The 15,483-nt window shown below is 41.5% G+C and carries 17 protein-coding genes; 5 read left to right on the forward strand and 12 right to left on the reverse strand.

The window, feature by feature from the left end; all coding sequences use genetic code 11:
- Nucleotides 1-62 precede the first annotated feature (62 nt).
- A complete protein-coding gene (locus S4054249_RS19325; protein WP_046355837.1) occupies nt 63-596 on the forward strand; it encodes a hypothetical protein in 534 nt (177 codons plus the stop codon).
- Nucleotides 593-1,462 (forward strand): TIGR03899 family protein, encoded by an 870-nt coding sequence (locus S4054249_RS19330; RefSeq protein WP_046355838.1) that lies wholly within the window; start codon nt 593-595, stop codon nt 1,460-1,462. Before S4054249_RS19325 ends, S4054249_RS19330 begins: the two co-directional genes overlap by 4 nt.
- An 80-nt stretch (nt 1,463-1,542) precedes the next feature.
- Here S4054249_RS19330 and S4054249_RS19335 read toward each other — a convergent pair whose 3' ends face one another.
- The 10 genes from S4054249_RS19335 to S4054249_RS19380 all read right to left on the reverse strand — a co-directional run bounded on the left by S4054249_RS19335 (nt 1,543) and on the right by S4054249_RS19380 (nt 9,675).
- Entirely contained in the window at nt 1,543-2,304 is a 762-nt protein-coding gene (locus S4054249_RS19335; protein WP_046355839.1) for a TIGR04219 family outer membrane beta-barrel protein, read from the reverse strand.
- Nucleotides 2,305-2,308: 4 nt separating this feature from the next.
- Complete coding sequence (locus S4054249_RS19340) at nt 2,309-3,295, reverse strand: DUF2333 family protein (RefSeq protein WP_046355840.1); 987 nt, start codon at nt 3,293-3,295, stop codon at nt 2,309-2,311.
- Between the two features lie 8 nt (nt 3,296-3,303).
- Nucleotides 3,304-3,822 (reverse strand): copper chaperone PCu(A)C, encoded by a 519-nt coding sequence (locus tag S4054249_RS19345; protein ID WP_046355841.1) that lies wholly within the window; start codon nt 3,820-3,822, stop codon nt 3,304-3,306.
- Between the two features lie 107 nt (nt 3,823-3,929).
- Nucleotides 3,930-4,253 carry a hypothetical protein gene (locus tag S4054249_RS19350; protein ID WP_046355842.1) on the reverse strand — a complete coding sequence of 108 codons (324 nt, stop codon included), beginning with the start codon at nt 4,251-4,253 and terminating at the stop codon, nt 3,930-3,932.
- A 2-nt stretch (nt 4,254-4,255) separates the two neighbouring features.
- Nucleotides 4,256-4,462, reverse strand: a complete 207-nt coding sequence (locus S4054249_RS19355) for a PspC domain-containing protein (protein ID WP_046355843.1) — start codon at nt 4,460-4,462, stop codon at nt 4,256-4,258.
- A gap of 9 nt (nt 4,463-4,471) precedes the next feature.
- On the reverse strand, nt 4,472-5,140 hold the full coding sequence (locus tag S4054249_RS19360; RefSeq protein WP_046355844.1) for a PspA/IM30 family protein: 669 nt from the start codon (nt 5,138-5,140) through the stop codon (nt 4,472-4,474).
- Between the two features lie 172 nt (nt 5,141-5,312).
- Complete coding sequence (dusA, locus tag S4054249_RS19365) at nt 5,313-6,326, reverse strand: tRNA dihydrouridine(20/20a) synthase DusA (protein WP_046355845.1); 1,014 nt, start codon at nt 6,324-6,326, stop codon at nt 5,313-5,315.
- 881 nt (nt 6,327-7,207) lie between these two features.
- Nucleotides 7,208-7,348, reverse strand: coding sequence for a hypothetical protein (locus tag S4054249_RS26655; RefSeq protein ID WP_155401375.1), 141 nt, complete (start codon nt 7,346-7,348; stop codon nt 7,208-7,210).
- A gap of 381 nt (nt 7,349-7,729) precedes the next feature.
- Nucleotides 7,730-8,746 (reverse strand): UDP-glucose 4-epimerase GalE, encoded by a 1,017-nt coding sequence (galE, locus tag S4054249_RS19375; RefSeq protein ID WP_046355847.1) that lies wholly within the window; start codon nt 8,744-8,746, stop codon nt 7,730-7,732.
- Nucleotides 8,747-8,811: 65 nt separating this feature from the next.
- A complete protein-coding gene (locus S4054249_RS19380) occupies nt 8,812-9,675 on the reverse strand; it encodes a hypothetical protein (RefSeq protein ID WP_046355848.1) in 864 nt (287 codons plus the stop codon).
- A gap of 287 nt (nt 9,676-9,962) precedes the next feature.
- Between S4054249_RS19380 and S4054249_RS19385 the strand changes: the two genes are divergently transcribed.
- The 3 genes from S4054249_RS19385 (at nt 9,963) to yjjG (ending at nt 12,129) form a co-directional block, all read left to right on the forward strand.
- Complete coding sequence (locus S4054249_RS19385; protein ID WP_046355849.1) at nt 9,963-10,862, forward strand: phosphoribulokinase; 900 nt, start codon at nt 9,963-9,965, stop codon at nt 10,860-10,862.
- A gap of 62 nt (nt 10,863-10,924) precedes the next feature.
- Nucleotides 10,925-11,458 (forward strand): inosine/xanthosine triphosphatase, encoded by a 534-nt coding sequence (gene yjjX, locus S4054249_RS19390; RefSeq protein WP_046355850.1) that lies wholly within the window; start codon nt 10,925-10,927, stop codon nt 11,456-11,458.
- On the forward strand, nt 11,455-12,129 hold the full coding sequence (gene yjjG / locus S4054249_RS19395) for a pyrimidine 5'-nucleotidase (RefSeq protein ID WP_046355851.1): 675 nt from the start codon (nt 11,455-11,457) through the stop codon (nt 12,127-12,129). The genes yjjX and yjjG overlap by 4 nt, the downstream gene beginning before the upstream one ends.
- A 16-nt stretch (nt 12,130-12,145) precedes the next feature.
- On the opposite strand, the gene rlmB is transcribed toward yjjG, so the two are convergent.
- Together rlmB and rnr are read right to left on the reverse strand one after the other, a co-directional pair.
- Nucleotides 12,146-12,883 carry a 23S rRNA (guanosine(2251)-2'-O)-methyltransferase RlmB gene (rlmB, locus tag S4054249_RS19400; RefSeq protein WP_046355852.1) on the reverse strand — a complete coding sequence of 246 codons (738 nt, stop codon included), beginning with the start codon at nt 12,881-12,883 and terminating at the stop codon, nt 12,146-12,148.
- A gap of 2 nt (nt 12,884-12,885) precedes the next feature.
- Complete coding sequence (gene rnr, locus S4054249_RS19405; RefSeq protein ID WP_046355853.1) at nt 12,886-15,378, reverse strand: ribonuclease R; 2,493 nt, start codon at nt 15,376-15,378, stop codon at nt 12,886-12,888.
- Nucleotides 15,379-15,483 lie beyond the last annotated feature (105 nt).

A 15,483-nucleotide genomic window follows, 5' to 3' on the forward strand; every position in this document is an offset into this window, starting at 1 on the left:
ATAGACGATGTTCAAATACTTGCGCTCGGTAAAGGCGTAAATAAAACGTCAAAGGAGCTAAAGTGCAACTATTTCAAACAACCTTAAAAGTGATCATTTTTAGTGCGCTTGTTTGCCTGCTCACCGTCAATATATTACCTACAACCTACCGACTCACAGTCTCTACCCCCATTTCAAACGCAGGCTCTAATACATCAGAATTTCTACTTTCTACAAGTAGCTGGGTACAAGCGATTAGCGTCTTGGAATCGAGTAAAATACAACTTATCACTATGCAGAATGCGGAAAAAGTCGGGGGATTCGTCGCCTTCAACCACTCAGGCGGAAGAGTAGATGCAACATTGGTTGAGAAAAAACCTCATGAATTGCAATACCACCTGCGTTTTCATGAAGAGCACCAAGCCAGAATGCGGATCCATATAAAACCAGCAACACAGCACATAACAATTGTCGTTCAAGGTGAAGTACTGTCTCCGCTCATCGGTAGCTTAAATGCTCTCTTGACCAAATATTATCTAGAAAAAATAATACAAACAGCAGTTAATGAAATGAACTCTAAACTTCAACTACAATCAACGGGGCAATCCGACAAATGACCATAAAAAGTGCCCAAGCAAGATCCAGCTTAGCCTTACTCATAGAGGAAAAGCTTGGCTATGCCATGACAAAACAAATTAAGCCAATACAATCGAATGGACGTTATACTCCTAATAGCGCTCAGCAAAATAATTTCTTTGTCAGTAGTCAGCATGGCACATTAAAACGGGCGCTCAAACGGCAGCAATTAAAAAAGATACAACGACAACAGAACATTGAAGCTGTTATGGGAATGTCTTTAACCTTGTGCCCTGACGTCACCAGCCGAGGACGTCCAGACCCAGACTGGTTAGAGCATTTTATCTCTCTCGCAGAAGACATTGCTAATCACACAATGCAAAAACTTTGGGCTAAGATTTTAGTTGGTGAATCCATTGCCCCCGGCACGTTCTCGATTAAAAGTTTGCAAACTTTAAAACTTATGACGCAACGTGAAGCAGAAGCCCTGCAAAAATGCGCCTCACTTTGCGGATATCTAGAAAAAGAAGATAGCTACCTCATTATTCTAGGCTTCTATAAAAAACCCTCAATTCTAGATTTACTGCGTAAAGGCAGCACTGAAACGATCAACTTGGCGCAAGCGGGGTTAAGCTTTCCACATATTTTAACCCTCATGGACATCAACTTAATGTACCGCCAAGAAATAGAATCAGCCAGCTTACAAAAGGGACAGTCACTTACATTAATTTATCAAAACAAAAAAGTGAACTTTGAAGCAAAAAGCAATGATCTCGTACTCAGCTATTATAAATTGACACAGACAGGGGACGAGCTGAAAAAGCTGATTAATACACCAGTCAACAAAACATACAGACAGTTGCTCAGTAAAACATTAGAAGACGATTTTACTTTAACCTTTGAATAAGATTTGTCTATAAAAAACCCACTGACAATACACAATCATCAGTGGGCTGTTCAACTTATTAGCAAAAGATCACTAAAAGCTTAGAAATGGACCTGTAAGCCAGCGAATGGACCTGAAGCATCAATGTCTGAGTCGAAATCATCAATATCGTCTAGCTCAAGTACCAAAGAACGATAACCTGCTCTCACAGCAACATCAACAGCTAGGTTGTCAATAAACTCCCAAGCGATACCAACTTGATAATCTTGAATTTTGCTGTCGTCTATAGCCAATAAGCTCCCCTCAGCAAAAACACTCAAGCCTGTAAGAGGTAAACCTACTTCTGCTCTCAAATAACCCAATGGAACAAAACCAGAAAAATCTACTGTTTCAGTTACCTGCGTGCCATTCACATCACCTGTGACGACAACATCTGCATCAAACTGCTTAGCATTAATACCGAAATCAAAAGAAATGAGATCGTTATCGAATAACTCATAGTAAAAAATATAGTCAATGTGATTAAGGTCAGCGACCGTATTGGCGGTAGTGCCAACAGTGAAGTTGCTATCACCGAATTCAAAAGTGTCAGTTAGCGTTGTGCTACCAACCAACTCAAGCTCAGTATATTTCAACTTAACATTTGGCACGAGTGGGACAGGGTGTTCAAGCGCGGCATAGAAACTTGAAAACGTCTCATCTTCAAAATTAAACGTTTGAAGGTTGCCTTTTTCTGCAAAGCTGCCGTCAGGCTCACTTTGCCACCCTTCGGCTCCTAAATATAACCCTAATAAAGTATCAGCATGTGCTGCAGGTGTAAGGCAAGCCAAAGACAACGCTGCCGCTAAACAATACTTTTTCATTTTTTTATCCTTGCGCTAAAAGTTCACTGAGTTCAATTAGAGCTGCATTCGCTCTAGAGATATAATTTGCCATCACTAATGAGTGATTTGCTACAACACCAAAACCGCTACCATTCAAAATTACAGGGCTCCACACCGTTTCCTGTGTCGCTTCAAGCTCTCTTATAATTTGCTGTAAGCTGATTTTGGCATTTTTCTTTTCTAATACTTCAGAAAAATCATGTTCTACTGCTTTTAAAAAGTGCAGTAACGCCCATGTTGCACCGCGAGATTCGTAAAACACATCGTCTATTTTCCACCATGAAGTTTTCACGACAGATTTTTGCACCCCCGCAGTCGCCTGCACCGCGTTTGCGTCTCCAGCCAAATCCGTATTGATCCGCTCTTGTCCGACACTCGCACTAAGACGCTGACTTAAACTCCCCATTCGCTTCTCAGCTTCTTTTAGCCAGCCTCTTAAATTATCTGCTCGCGCGTAAAACTGGCTATCTACTTGCCCTTGATTTGCGATTTGAGCCTGATAGTCAAGTAAATAGTTAATTCCAGTTTGATATTCACTTTCAGCACTCGGTAATACCCAAGCCGTTGAGCTGATGTTAAATTTAGGCTGTGCTTTTTTTAAACTTGGGTGCTCTGTCGACTGTGATTGTGAGCGGCTAAAGTCTTTTCGCATAGACAGAGCCAAGTCTCGAGACATTTCTAATACACCAAACTCCCAAGCCGGCATATTGTCCATCAATACACTGGGAGGCAAGACATCGTTAGATAAATAACCACCGGGCTTATTTAATAGAGTTTGCATAACTTCTACTAACGTATTTGTGGTTACATAACCAGTTACTAAAGTCGCATTTTGCTCACCGGCACGTACTTTTGCACGCTCCACAACATCAAACTGATCCGCTTCAAAGCTCCAGTACACTGCAAGTAAATACCCTAACCCAATAAAACTTAACAGTGCGGCAATTACCTTGCCTTTGTATTCTTTCATCCTAGCTCCTAATGATGATGATGGTGTGACTCATTAGAAAATGCATCTTTTAGTGAAACAACTTTAATTGTATTTTCAACTTTCTCACCATCAGAGAAATATAGTGTGAGTTTGCGGGTTTCGCCTACTTTTAACTTAACTTTTGGATCAAACCCCATTAAATGATGACCACCTGGCTTAAATTCAACTCGCTGTTTAGCAGGTACTACAAGCGCTTTAACTGGCCTCATTTTCATCATGCCATTACTGTGAATATGTTCATGAATTTCAACACGGCCCAAGCCCTCCACTTTAGCGCTTACAATTGAGATTGGCGCATCTGTGCTGTTAAATATCGTCATATAACCCGCTGTAGATTTCGCCGCAGGCAAAAAAGCCCGAATCTTCGCATTACTCACCTGAAGGCCTACTGAATCTTGTACAGTATGATGATGCTGGTGATGATCATGTCCGTCATGTTGATGATTATGTGCCGCTCCAAACCAAGACACTGACAAAAGTGAAACAAATGCAAAAGCTTTACGCATAGCTGGATTCCTTTAATTCTGATTTCAACAGTATTAGATACGTTGATTATACAGCGCTTGAGCACTGAATTCACAGTAAATTATGTAAACAACAGCTCAAAATACATTCAGCATTCAGGCGTTTTTTCAAAAACCAACCAGGCAAGTATGAGAAGCATAAATAACGGAATTGCGATCATGACCGAGTTAAATAACAGTGCCAATACTAGCCCAATGAGCACCACCAACCCGACTCCCAGTATCCCAACACTGAGCAGAGCCACAACCGCAAATCCGAAAATCATCACAAGTAAAAAGCCGAAAAGCTCTAAACCAACCCAACCTAACCCTTCAATAAACCCAGATAAACTCAGTGAAATGAATGGCATCGATAGCCAAGAAAATAGCAGTACAATCAAAACTGAAAATAATAATAGAGACACTGCTTTCATAGCTATACCCTATCTTTATTAGTTAAACACAACCATCCAATGAAATAGCCGATAATACATGGCAAAGTAAATTTAAGCGCCAATAGCACCATCAATAACCGGACTAACCATACGGGTAAATCGACTTTATCAGCCACTTCAATACAAACCCCTGCAATTTTTTTCTTCCCTAAATATCGCTGAGTATTTTTATATCTATTTGAATACATATTACTCTCCTAAATTGATGGACGATTACTTGAAAGTTCTGACGACAATTTGCTTTTTAGTGACTGCAACATAGCCACAGTTTTTTCATTTTTTAGTAGCCTATTCAGCTCACTCATAGCTTTGTCTGCTTTGCTATCAAAAACAGTATTTGCACGCAATTCTGTTTTAACAAGCCTTCTCTCCCACTCATCGAGATGGGTTGCCAAATTTTGCGCCGCAGGTGTATTCAACGCTTGTTTTAATTTAAGCCTTGCATTTAAACACTCTTCTTTCAGCGTATGGTGTCCACTATGTTTACGAGATTGTAAGCGCACATTATCTCTTTCTAGCTTACCCAGTGAATGCGACAATTCATCGATATGTGACTGCAGCAAAGTAAGTCGATTTTGGCAGCGATATTTTTCCTGAAGCGCTAACCTCGCCAAGTCTTCACGCCCCCTTTCCAAAGCATATTGTGCTTTTTCATACCATTGGACGATAGCTTGTTCACAATCAGATGCTTGCCTACGTGTCGACGTAATTTCCGCTTTTAAGTGAACAATAAGTGCTTGGATGGCTGATGTGGTGGTATCAATACCTGATGGCGAGCCATTGTAGACATCTGAATTCGATGATTGAGCGAGTAAGGTATTAAACTCTGATTTGATTAAATCTTCGATGCGATCAATTAAAGCCATAACATGTTCCTTGATAACATATGATGACTTACGAGTTCCAATCTTTATGCCAATTAATAAAGTGCATATTTATCATTGACTTAGTGGAAAAACATTATCACTAAAAAGTATAAAGGGGTTAAATTATAGTAAATATGGCCAAAAAGTCGTCGTTTTGGCCATATCTGTTTTCTTAAATTTCAGGTACAAATGTCAGTGCTTTTTCCATCACACTGATATCAGCATCTTTTTTATGTCCATTTTCAGATAAGTGACGTCTATAACCACGCGCCCCTGGCTGATTTTGAAATATGCCTAGCATATGGCGCGCAATATGCCAAAAGTTAGCACCGCGCGACATTTCTTGCTCAAAGTAGTCATACATACTTCTTACTACTTCATGACGAGATTTTGTAAATGGAGCATCTCCATACAGTTTTTCATCAACTTGCGATAACAAAAACGGATTACTGTACGCTTCTCGCCCTACCATTACACCATCTAGATGTGCTAAATGATGCTGGCACTCTTCTAGTGTTTTAACACCACCATTGATACTGATATGCAAACCGGCATAGTCTTGCTTTAACTTGTACACTCTAGGGTAATCAAGAGGTGGAATTTCTCTATTTTCTTTTGGGCTCAAGCCCTGTAGCCAAGCTTTACGGGCATGAATAATAAAATCGTCACACCCAACTTTATTGGAAGCCTCAATCAAAGCAGTTAAAAATTCATAAGAATCGTGCTCATCGATACCAATGCGTGTCTTAACCGTAACTGGAATAGATACTTCAGCTTTCATCGCCGCCACACAGTCTGCCACAAGGTTTGGCTCAGCCATTAAACACGCACCAAAACGCCCATTCTGTACTCGGTCTGAAGGACATCCTACGTTTAAATTAACTTCATTATAACCATACTCTTGAGCACGTTTAGCGCATTCAGCAAGGGCTTTGGGATCCGAGCCTCCAAGCTGTAATGCAACTGGCATTTCGTGGCCACCAAATGCGAGATAGTCACCTTTACCATAAATGATTGCACCAGTGGTGATCATTTCAGTGTATAACACAGCATGTTTGCTCAGTTTGCGATGAAATGTTCGACAATGTCTATCAGTCCAATCCAGCATAGGTGCAACGGAGAAGCGGCGAAACGCCGAATCGCTTGTATTTAGTGGGCTAACGCCTGATTTATCTGTGTTTTGCATACTTCTTTAATTACCCCAAATCGCCTTTAATTACCCCAAATTTCGATATAAAGTTCCCCAATAGTCCCCCATCTCTGGGTCGGACAAATCAATAACTTAGGGACTAAACATGGCGTCATATTCAATAGAAAAACGACCAAAAGCGAACGGAGACATATCGCATCGCGCTGTCGTTTTTGTCAAAAACAAAGGCAAAATTATACACCGAGAATCGAAAACTTTCAGTAAAAAGACATATAACAATGGCGCTCTATGGGCCCTAAGCGCAACTTATGAGTTTTAAACTACGATTTTACGCGATGTTTTCTAGAGTTGAGTGCAAGCTTAATCGAGTATATAGTCAAAATGATAAATGTCGCTAAATTGCAAAGTGGAATACCGATAGAATAAATGGTATTGAAGTAGTTAAAATCAAAGTACCCTCTGGCGATGAATTGTATAATATTAAAGGTGGCAGAAAAGATCACCATACCTGCACATAGCTTTGCACAGTTAGAGAAGTTACAGTCTCTGATTTTATGAAAAAGATAAAGGGAAATAATGAATATTGCGCCGTGGACTATAAATGAAAAGTAATATAGCCTTCTAAGCTCTATTTTATCCATGGATATATTCAGTACAGCATCTGCAACCCTTGCACCAATAAAATAGAATATCAGCGTACAAAATGCGGTAAGAAAACACGAATGCAATTCATGATCATCTTGTGTTTTTAGAGTATTTTTTCCACCAAAAAATAAACTAAACCGATGCTCCCAAAATTTTGTTACCAAAAAGACGATTATCACTAGCTCAAAGCTTCTAAAAACAGGCCCTAAGCTAGCCAAAAACTCATACCATACCATACTTTTAATGATTCCTTCCGTAAGACAACGTATAGCCTATATTTTTCTCACAAACCATAAAGGTTGCATCTCCATGGCTTGAGGTGGGTTGCGACCTTCAGAAAAACCAGTCCCTCCCTTTACGTACTCAGCTGCAAAATTAGACAATACTTTTAAGTTTTTCTTTTTTACTTTCATAATGCAAAATCCTTAATAACCACTTTATACTGAACTACATAAATAGAGAATGGCATACTAGCCCAAACACTATTTTATGTAATTATTAATATTTATCTATACATTAGCTAATTATTGCACTGATTTAAACGAATCTTTTCACATATCATTATGAAAATATGTCTAGTCTAAGCTTTTTGAATATTCAACCATATTGCCTCCCCAAAGCCGCATTGTCTCTAGCGCTAAGTGGGCACAGAGTTTAATAACCCATGAATTTAACCCTCAGAAAAGTTACTTGTAATATTGCAAACAAGCACAAGTAACTTATGAGATTTTTCATGCTTTCTCTTTTTATGGCTTAAAATGGATGTATACCTAAGTGGTTATTCCTAGCGATTTTTACGCAATATACCCTTCTGGGTTATTTTTTTGCCAATTCCATGAATCTCGCATCATACAATTAATATCTCGTTGCGCTTCCCAACCCAGTTCCTTATGTGCTTTTTCAGGCGCAGCATAGCAAGCAGAGACATCTCCTGCACGGCGTGGTTTAATATTATAAGGAATCGACTTGTTCGATGCCGACTCAAACGCATTCACCATATCCAATACAGAATAACCATTACCTGTACCTAAGTTATAAATATGAACACCATTATTTTGCTCTAACTTCTGAAGCGACTTTAAATGTCCAACAGCAAGATCAACAACATGGATATAATCCCTTACCCCAGTGCCATCATGGGTATCGTAATCGTCGCCAAAAACACCCAACTCCTTTAATTTACCGACCGCAACTTGTGTAATATAAGGCAGTAAATTATTAGGGATCCCGTTAGGGTCTTCACCAATTAGGCCTGATTCATGTGCACCAACTGGGTTGAAATAGCGTAATATCGCAAACGCCCACCGATCATCTGATTTGGCAACATCTTGTAAAACCATTTCCGCCATCAGCTTAGACGTGCCATAAGGATTGGTAGTCCCCCCTACAGGGAAGTCTTCACGAATAGGTAGACTCTGTGGATCACCATAAACAGTTGCCGATGAACTAAAGACCAGCTTAAATACCCCTGCGTGTCTCATAGCATCTAACAAAGTTAGAGTCCCTTGTACGTTAGTTTGATAATACTCAATCGGTTTTTGAACCGACTCGCCAACAGCTTTAAGACCTGCAAAGTGAATAACTTGATCAATATCATGCTTCGAAAACACAGAATCTAAAAAGTCACGATCTAGGATATCTCCTTCATAAAACGTCACATCTTTACCCGTAATCTCCTTAACACGACTCAATGCCACTAAAGATGAATTCACTAGATTATCTATAACAATGACTTCATTACTTTGATGAAGTAACTCAACGACAGTGTGAGAACCGATATAACCTGTACCACCTGTAACTAAAACCACCATGTTTGTCCTACCTAAATAAATAGTATTTACGCTTGCTGTATTGCGAAGTTTGCATTATGTAGCGTTTATCGCTCACAGACAAAAGCCAAAGCCCCTTTGTAATAGCTTAGTCTGGTGATTTCAGTACCACAATAATCTTGCAAATTACGCCATAAAATTACGGACTTTGGCGTATCCAAATGTCTTAAAAAGATCTTATTATCAATGGCATAAATTATTTTATCACCATTAATCCAAGTATAATCACGCACACTACTTGGCAACCTAAAATGCTTGCTTACCCCTCCAGTTGAGCTGGAATAGGTCGCAAACCACTGCTGGCCATCTACAAAATATGTGAAGCTATATATGTCCCTTATCGAATTGTAAGCAAGACTACGTCCTATATCTTTTGCTACTACCTTAGGTAAATGTCCTGATAAGTTTGTAAATTGTAACGAATGAGGCTCACCAAGAATAAACAAAAGCACATCCTCATCCCTTCCCCAAGCGTGATAACCCACCGGTTTTATATGCTCAAATATACGGGAAGGAGGTTGCGACTTATCTTCGGGGTAATACCACAACCTTTGCTCTCCAGATTGCTCTACTACTATGGTTGATATACCTTTTTTATGTGGGAAAATTGTCGGTGAATACTCTGACTCTGGCGTATTGGTTAAATTAGTATGTGACTTATCATCAAAACGGTACAAAAATAAATCAGTTTGAGATTGCCCTTCGGACCTTACTTCTTTGGTGTAGTAAACGCCCTCCTGTGTGACCAAGGGTTGATTGTGATAGGCACTTTGTCCAGTGAGAGGCTTCACGGAAAACCCCGCCGCAGTCTCCTGCGCCAACCATATTTGACTTTTTGGCATTTCAGCCTGTGCGTACTTGACTAGGGCAAAGCAACACACCACCAGCACACTAATTATGGCTCTATACATCATGATTCCTTTTTATTTTTGATCTTACCCAGTACAACCCCCAAAAACCAATAAAATTTCACAATTAAGTGTGCAAGCCGTATATGAAAAATAACCTATCCTCGCAAAGCGCTTGCGAAATTTTCGTCTTTCAGTAACATCAAATTAAAGCTCCAGTGATGACGACAGCGAATTTGTTGTGCTTCACATGACTTAAAGCAGGAGCGCGATCGGTGCGCCTCGATATTCGGCATAACAAGCTTTATATAGTTAGGCCACTATTAGATTCCGTTTTTACTGAGGTTATCATGTCACAACAACACCCAATCATTGCGATTACAGGAAGTTCGGGCGCTGGAACCACCACTACGACTAATGCGATAAAGCATATTTTCCGCAGCCTAGATGCTAAGGCAGCGCTGGTTGAAGGAGATAGTTTTCATCGATACACCCGACCTGAAATGGATAAACTCAAACGGGAAGCTTTGCAAGAAGGTAAACACTTAAGTTACTTCGGCCAGCAAGCGAATGACTTTGAAGCCCTAGAAGAATTATTCGCCAGTTATGGGAAAAAAGGGAATGGAAGAATACGTAAGTACTTACATACATTCGATGATGCTGTTCCTTACAACCAACTTCCAGGCACATTTACACCATATCAAGATCTAGAAAATAATACCGACATGCTATTTTATGAAGGCTTACATGGTGGTGTGGTCACTGAAGAACACAACGTTGCCAAGCATGTTGACCTGCTCATAGGAATGGTGCCCATCATAAATCTAGAGTGGATCCAAAAACTCATTAGAGACACACATGATCGCGGCCACTCAAGAGAGGCAGTAATGACTTCCATCGTGCGTAGTATGGATGATTATATTAACCACATCACCCCCCAGTTCTCTCGCACACACATTAACTTCCAGCGAGTACCCACTGTGGATACATCTAATCCTTTCAGCGCAAAAGATATCCCTTCTTTGGATGAGAGTTTCGTGGTGATCCGTTTTCGTGGTATTGATGATGTGAACTTTCCCTATTATTTACAAATGATCGAGGGGAGCTTTATGTCACGGGTTAACACCTTAGTTGTGCCTGGCGGTAAAATGGGGTTGGCGATGGAGTTAGTGCTAACACCACTTATTAAAGATTTACTTATTAAAAAGCGCGCCTATGAAAATTTAGCACCAACAGAGTTAAATATTTAAATTTGCCTTATTTCACTGTCTCTCAGTAAACTAGCTATTCAAAATTGAGGGATGTGAAATTAATGATGCTTAAAATACTTGTTGGTTCTAAGAACCCAGTAAAAATAAACGCCGCAAAAACGATTTTTCAACAATACTTTCCAGAAGCAGACATTATCTGTGAAGGCCATCACGCACCCAGTGGTGTCCCAGATCAGCCCCTTGGCGAGCTGGATACGCGCCTTGGTGCTCAAAATAGAGTTGATTACCTCAAAGTACATTATGATGCAGATTATTACTGTGCAATGGAAGGCGGTGCAGCTAGATTCGACTATGGCGCAGCCACATTTGCATTTGTAGTGATCGCTGACAAACAGTATTCAAGTGTGAGTAGAAGCTGTAATCTACCACTGCCTGATAAAATATACTCTGCTTTAGAGCAAGGAGAAGAACTTGGACATGTTATGGACCGCGTGTTCAACACAACCAACATCAAGCAAAAAGGTGGCGCGATAGGTTTACTCACCAATAACCTCGCAACAAGAGAAAGCTCATACACCCAAGCACTCACATTAGCTATGGCCCCATTTATGCATTCAGAGTTGTATAGTTCATGAAGTACTCCCACATCATTTTTGACGCCGATGAAACGCTATTTCATTTTGATGCCTACCTTGGTCTGCAAACTCTCTTCAAACAACATGGTGTCACATTTGACCGACAAGACTACAACGAATATCAAACGCTCAATGCGCCGCTGTGGGTGCAATATCAAGATGGCAAAATTGATGCACAAACACTGCAAGTGACGCGCTTCAATGCATGGGCTTCCAAGTTATCTGTTTCACCAGAGTCTTTGAATTTAGGCTTTTTAAACGCCATGGCTGATATATGCAAACCTTTACCAGGAGCACAGTCACTTCTAACAGCACTCAATCCAACAACCTCGTTGAATATCATCACTAATGGATTTACTGCACTACAAGAAAAGCGCTTGCACAAGACCGGATTTAAACCGTTTTTTGATCATGTGGTCATTTCAGAACAAGTAGGCGTCGCTAAACCAGACCCACAAGTCTTTGAACACACATTAGCGCTATTAGGTAATCCCAGCAAAGAGCGGGTTTTGATGGTAGGGGATACACCAAAGAGTGACATATTGGGTGCAAACCGGTTTGGTATTGATAGTTGCTGGTTACAGCATGATGGACAAACCTGTCCAGCAGATATAACCCCCACTTACCAAGTCAATCGTTTGTCAGAATTAAAGGCGCTACTGATAAAGTAGCCCCTCCGAGTATTACTTACAAGCTACGTTGACGCAGTACTTCAAACAAGCAAACGCCTGTCGCCACTGACACATTCAAGCTCGACACAGTGCCAACCATTGGGATTTTTACTAATAAATCACAATGCTCTCGGGTCAAACGGCGCATACCATCGCCTTCTGCACCCATCACAATGGCGATTGGGCCTTTTAAATCTGAAGTGAAAACTTCACTGTCAGTTTCACCGGCAGTACCCACAACCCAAACTCCCGCTTCTTTAATATCACGCAGTGTTCTTGCCAAGTTAGTGACCTGAATAAGCGGTACTGTTTCTGCAGCCCCACACGCCACTTTACGGGCCGTGCCATTGAGTTTCGCAGACTTATCTTTTGGCACGATCACCGCGTGCACACCTGCGGCATCTGCACTACGTAAGCAAGCACCTAAATTATGAGGGTCTGTCACGCCATCTAGCACTAAGAAAAATGGCGCGGTATTAGCATCGATAATCCCCTGAAGGTCATTTTCATTCAATGTACGCGGCGCTTTTACATTGGCAATAATGCCTTGGTGCTGCTCACCTTTCGCTTTGTTATCTAAGGCTTTACGCTGCATAAACTGCACCGAGATACCAAATTTACGCGCTTCATTGACCACCGCACTCAAACGCTTATCCTCACGCCCTTTTAGTGCGTAAATCTCCAAAAAACGCTCTGGCTCTTTGGCTAAAATGGCTTCGATAGAGTGAAAGCCAAAAATTAATTCATTACTCAAAACTATGCTCCAGCACTATTCTTTTGTCTTTTGCGGGCATTCTTACCCGGTCTTTTTGCCTTAGTGGCTTTTTTTCCTGCACTCTTTTTAGCGGTTTTTTGACTTCCTGATGCGCCCGCTTTTTTACCTTTTTTCAACACTCCCTTCGGAGTTGTTTTTTTGCGCTTTTTAGCTTTTTTATCACTTTTATCTGACGGCTCATCTTGCTTGTCTGACTTACCATTTGGGATCTTGCCTGCCTTCAGCTGGGCACGAACGCTACTTTTCGCAGCATCTGAACTCGGCTTTGACTTTTTACGACGTCGCGCGTAACGATCTGGTTCAGCTTCATCTGCTAGCACCAAATTAATACGTCGCTCATCCAAGCTCACCGATGCCACAACAACGCTTAGCTTGTCACCTAAGCGATAAACCGTTTTACTGTGCTCCCCAACTAAGCAGTGCTTTGCACCATCAAAATGGAAATACTCATGACCTAAATTGCTCACGTGGATCATGCCGTCAATTTGCAACTCATCTAGGCGCACAAATAAGCCAAAGTTTGTGACTGACGAAATCACGCCTGAAAATTCACTGCCGACATGATCTTGCATAAACTCACATTTAAGCCAGTCTGCCACTTCGCGTGTTGCATCATCTGCGCGACGCTCTGTCATTGAGCACTGCTCACCCAACTGATCGGCTTCATCAGTATCATATACATAAGCACCAGATACGGTTTGCCCCTGCGCCGCTAGGATACCTTTGATCGCACGATGCACGACCAAGTCAGGATAACGCCTGATCGGTGAAGTAAAATGCGCATACGCTTTCAATGCCAGTCCGTAGTGACCAATGTTGTCTGGTTGATATACCGCTTGCTTCATAGAGCGCAGTAACATGGTTTGGATCAACTCAGTTTCGGGACGCTGACCCAATGACGCGAGCGCTTCTGTCAGCTCAAGTGGGGTCGGCTCATGACCAATTGGGCTCTCAATACCTAAATCATTTAAAAACTGCCTAAAGTGACTCAATTTTTCAGGGTCTGGCTCATCGTGAACACGGTACAAACTACTCGCGTCGTGTTTTTCAAGTAGCCTCGCCGCAGAGACGTTGGCCAAGATCATACACTCTTCAATCAGCTTATGAGCATCGTTTCGAACAACAGGTACAATTGATTCAATTTTACGATATGCATTAAATACAAAGCGCGTTTCCAGCGTTTCAAACTCAATCGCACCACGTGTTTGGCGCGCTGATTTAAGCGCCATATACATATTATGCAGTTCAGTGAGGTGTGGGGTAACATCTGCATATTCTTCACGCAGCTTATCATCACCTTGTAAAATGGCGTGTACCTTTGTATAGGTTAGTCGTGCATGAGAGTTCATCACCGCTTCGTAAAAACGATATCCAGACAATCTCCCAGCCTCTGAAACAGTCATCTCAGCGACCATACATAACCGGTCCACTTTTGGATTCAGTGAACATAAACCGTTAGACAATACTTTAGGTAACATAGGCACTACTTGCTCAGGGAAATACACTGAGTTACCGCGCTCTATCGCTTCTTTATCTAAAGGACTATTTTTTTCAACATAGTGAGAGACATCCGCGATGGCGACCCACAGACGCCAGCCACCTGAACGCTTACGTTCACAATGCACGGCATCATCAAAGTCTCGAGCATCCTCACCATCAATGGTCAATAATGGTAGATTACGTAGGTCAATACGCCCCTGCTTGTCTTGTTCAGCAACAAACTCTCCATGTTTGCTAACTTGCTCTTCAACTGCTTGAGGCCATACATGTGGAATATCATGGTTTCGCAGTGCCACTTCTATTTCCATACCTGGCGCCATATGATCGCCGATGACATCCGTAACCTTGCCTACTGCATTCATTTGCTTACTGGGGCGCTGAGTAATTTCGACCTGTACCATTTGATTATGGCGGGCCCCTTTTTCACTCCCCGGTAGAATAATAATGTCTTGGGTTAGGCGCGGATCTTCTGGCACAACCACCGCCACGCCATGCTCAACAAAGTAACGTCCTATCACTGGGGCACGTTCAGACTCCAATACACGTACGATACGTGCCTCAACTTTACCACCAGAGCCGCGACTTGCCGCCTTGGCCAGTACCCAATCTCCATGTAATACACGATCCATTTGATGCTTGGTGATGAACCAATCTTTCTTCTCGCCTTCGACTTCCAAAAAGCCAAACCCATCGCGATGACCGATGACTTTACCCTTCACTAGGCCATCATCACAGGGGATCACGTAGCATTTAAACTTATTGAAGTGCAGCTGCCCATCGCGCTCCATAGCACGAAGACGGCGCTTGAACGCAATTTGACGTTCTTCCTCAAACACGTTAAGTGCTTGGCACAATTGACTAAAGCTGGTCTTTTTACTACTGGCTTTAATTTTATCCAGTATAAATTCACGGCTTGGAACTGGGTTATCGTATTTTTCTTGTTCTCGAGAGAGATAAGGGTCCTGCTTTGACATGCATAAACTGTGTAAAGGAGTTATAGCTATATTCTAACGCAAAACATACTAATGGCCTAACCAAACAATTTAAGGACACCATAATTTAATAATCAAAGATGAGTT

Source organism: Pseudoalteromonas luteoviolacea (genome assembly GCF_001750165.1).
GTDB lineage: Bacteria > Pseudomonadota > Gammaproteobacteria > Enterobacterales > Alteromonadaceae > Pseudoalteromonas > Pseudoalteromonas luteoviolacea_G.

Bases quoted from the DNA above. Each gene is read 5' to 3' on its own strand.
- S4054249_RS19355 (WP_046355843.1), bottom strand. From the start codon at position 4,462: ATGTATTCAAATAGATATAAAAATACTCAGCGATATTTAGGGAAGAAA.
- yjjG (WP_046355851.1), top strand. From the start codon at position 11,455: ATGAAGTACTCCCACATCATTTTTGACGCCGATGAAACGCTATTTCAT.
- rnr (WP_046355853.1), bottom strand. From the start codon at position 15,378: ATGTCAAAGCAGGACCCTTATCTCTCTCGAGAACAAGAAAAATACGAT.
- yjjX (WP_046355850.1), top strand. From the start codon at position 10,925: ATGATGCTTAAAATACTTGTTGGTTCTAAGAACCCAGTAAAAATAAAC.
- S4054249_RS19335 (WP_046355839.1), bottom strand. From the start codon at position 2,304: ATGAAAAAGTATTGTTTAGCGGCAGCGTTGTCTTTGGCTTGCCTTACA.
- dusA (WP_046355845.1), bottom strand. From the start codon at position 6,326: ATGCAAAACACAGATAAATCAGGCGTTAGCCCACTAAATACAAGCGAT.
- S4054249_RS26655 (WP_155401375.1), bottom strand. From the start codon at position 7,348: ATGAAAGTAAAAAAGAAAAACTTAAAAGTATTGTCTAATTTTGCAGCT.
- S4054249_RS19350 (WP_046355842.1), bottom strand. From the start codon at position 4,253: ATGAAAGCAGTGTCTCTATTATTATTTTCAGTTTTGATTGTACTGCTA.
- S4054249_RS19345 (WP_046355841.1), bottom strand. From the start codon at position 3,822: ATGCGTAAAGCTTTTGCATTTGTTTCACTTTTGTCAGTGTCTTGGTTT.
- galE (WP_046355847.1), bottom strand. From the start codon at position 8,746: ATGGTGGTTTTAGTTACAGGTGGTACAGGTTATATCGGTTCTCACACT.
- S4054249_RS19330 (WP_046355838.1), top strand. From the start codon at position 593: ATGACCATAAAAAGTGCCCAAGCAAGATCCAGCTTAGCCTTACTCATA.
- S4054249_RS19340 (WP_046355840.1), bottom strand. From the start codon at position 3,295: ATGAAAGAATACAAAGGCAAGGTAATTGCCGCACTGTTAAGTTTTATT.
- S4054249_RS19380 (WP_046355848.1), bottom strand. From the start codon at position 9,675: ATGTATAGAGCCATAATTAGTGTGCTGGTGGTGTGTTGCTTTGCCCTA.
- S4054249_RS19385 (WP_046355849.1), top strand. From the start codon at position 9,963: ATGTCACAACAACACCCAATCATTGCGATTACAGGAAGTTCGGGCGCT.
- S4054249_RS19360 (WP_046355844.1), bottom strand. From the start codon at position 5,140: ATGGCTTTAATTGATCGCATCGAAGATTTAATCAAATCAGAGTTTAAT.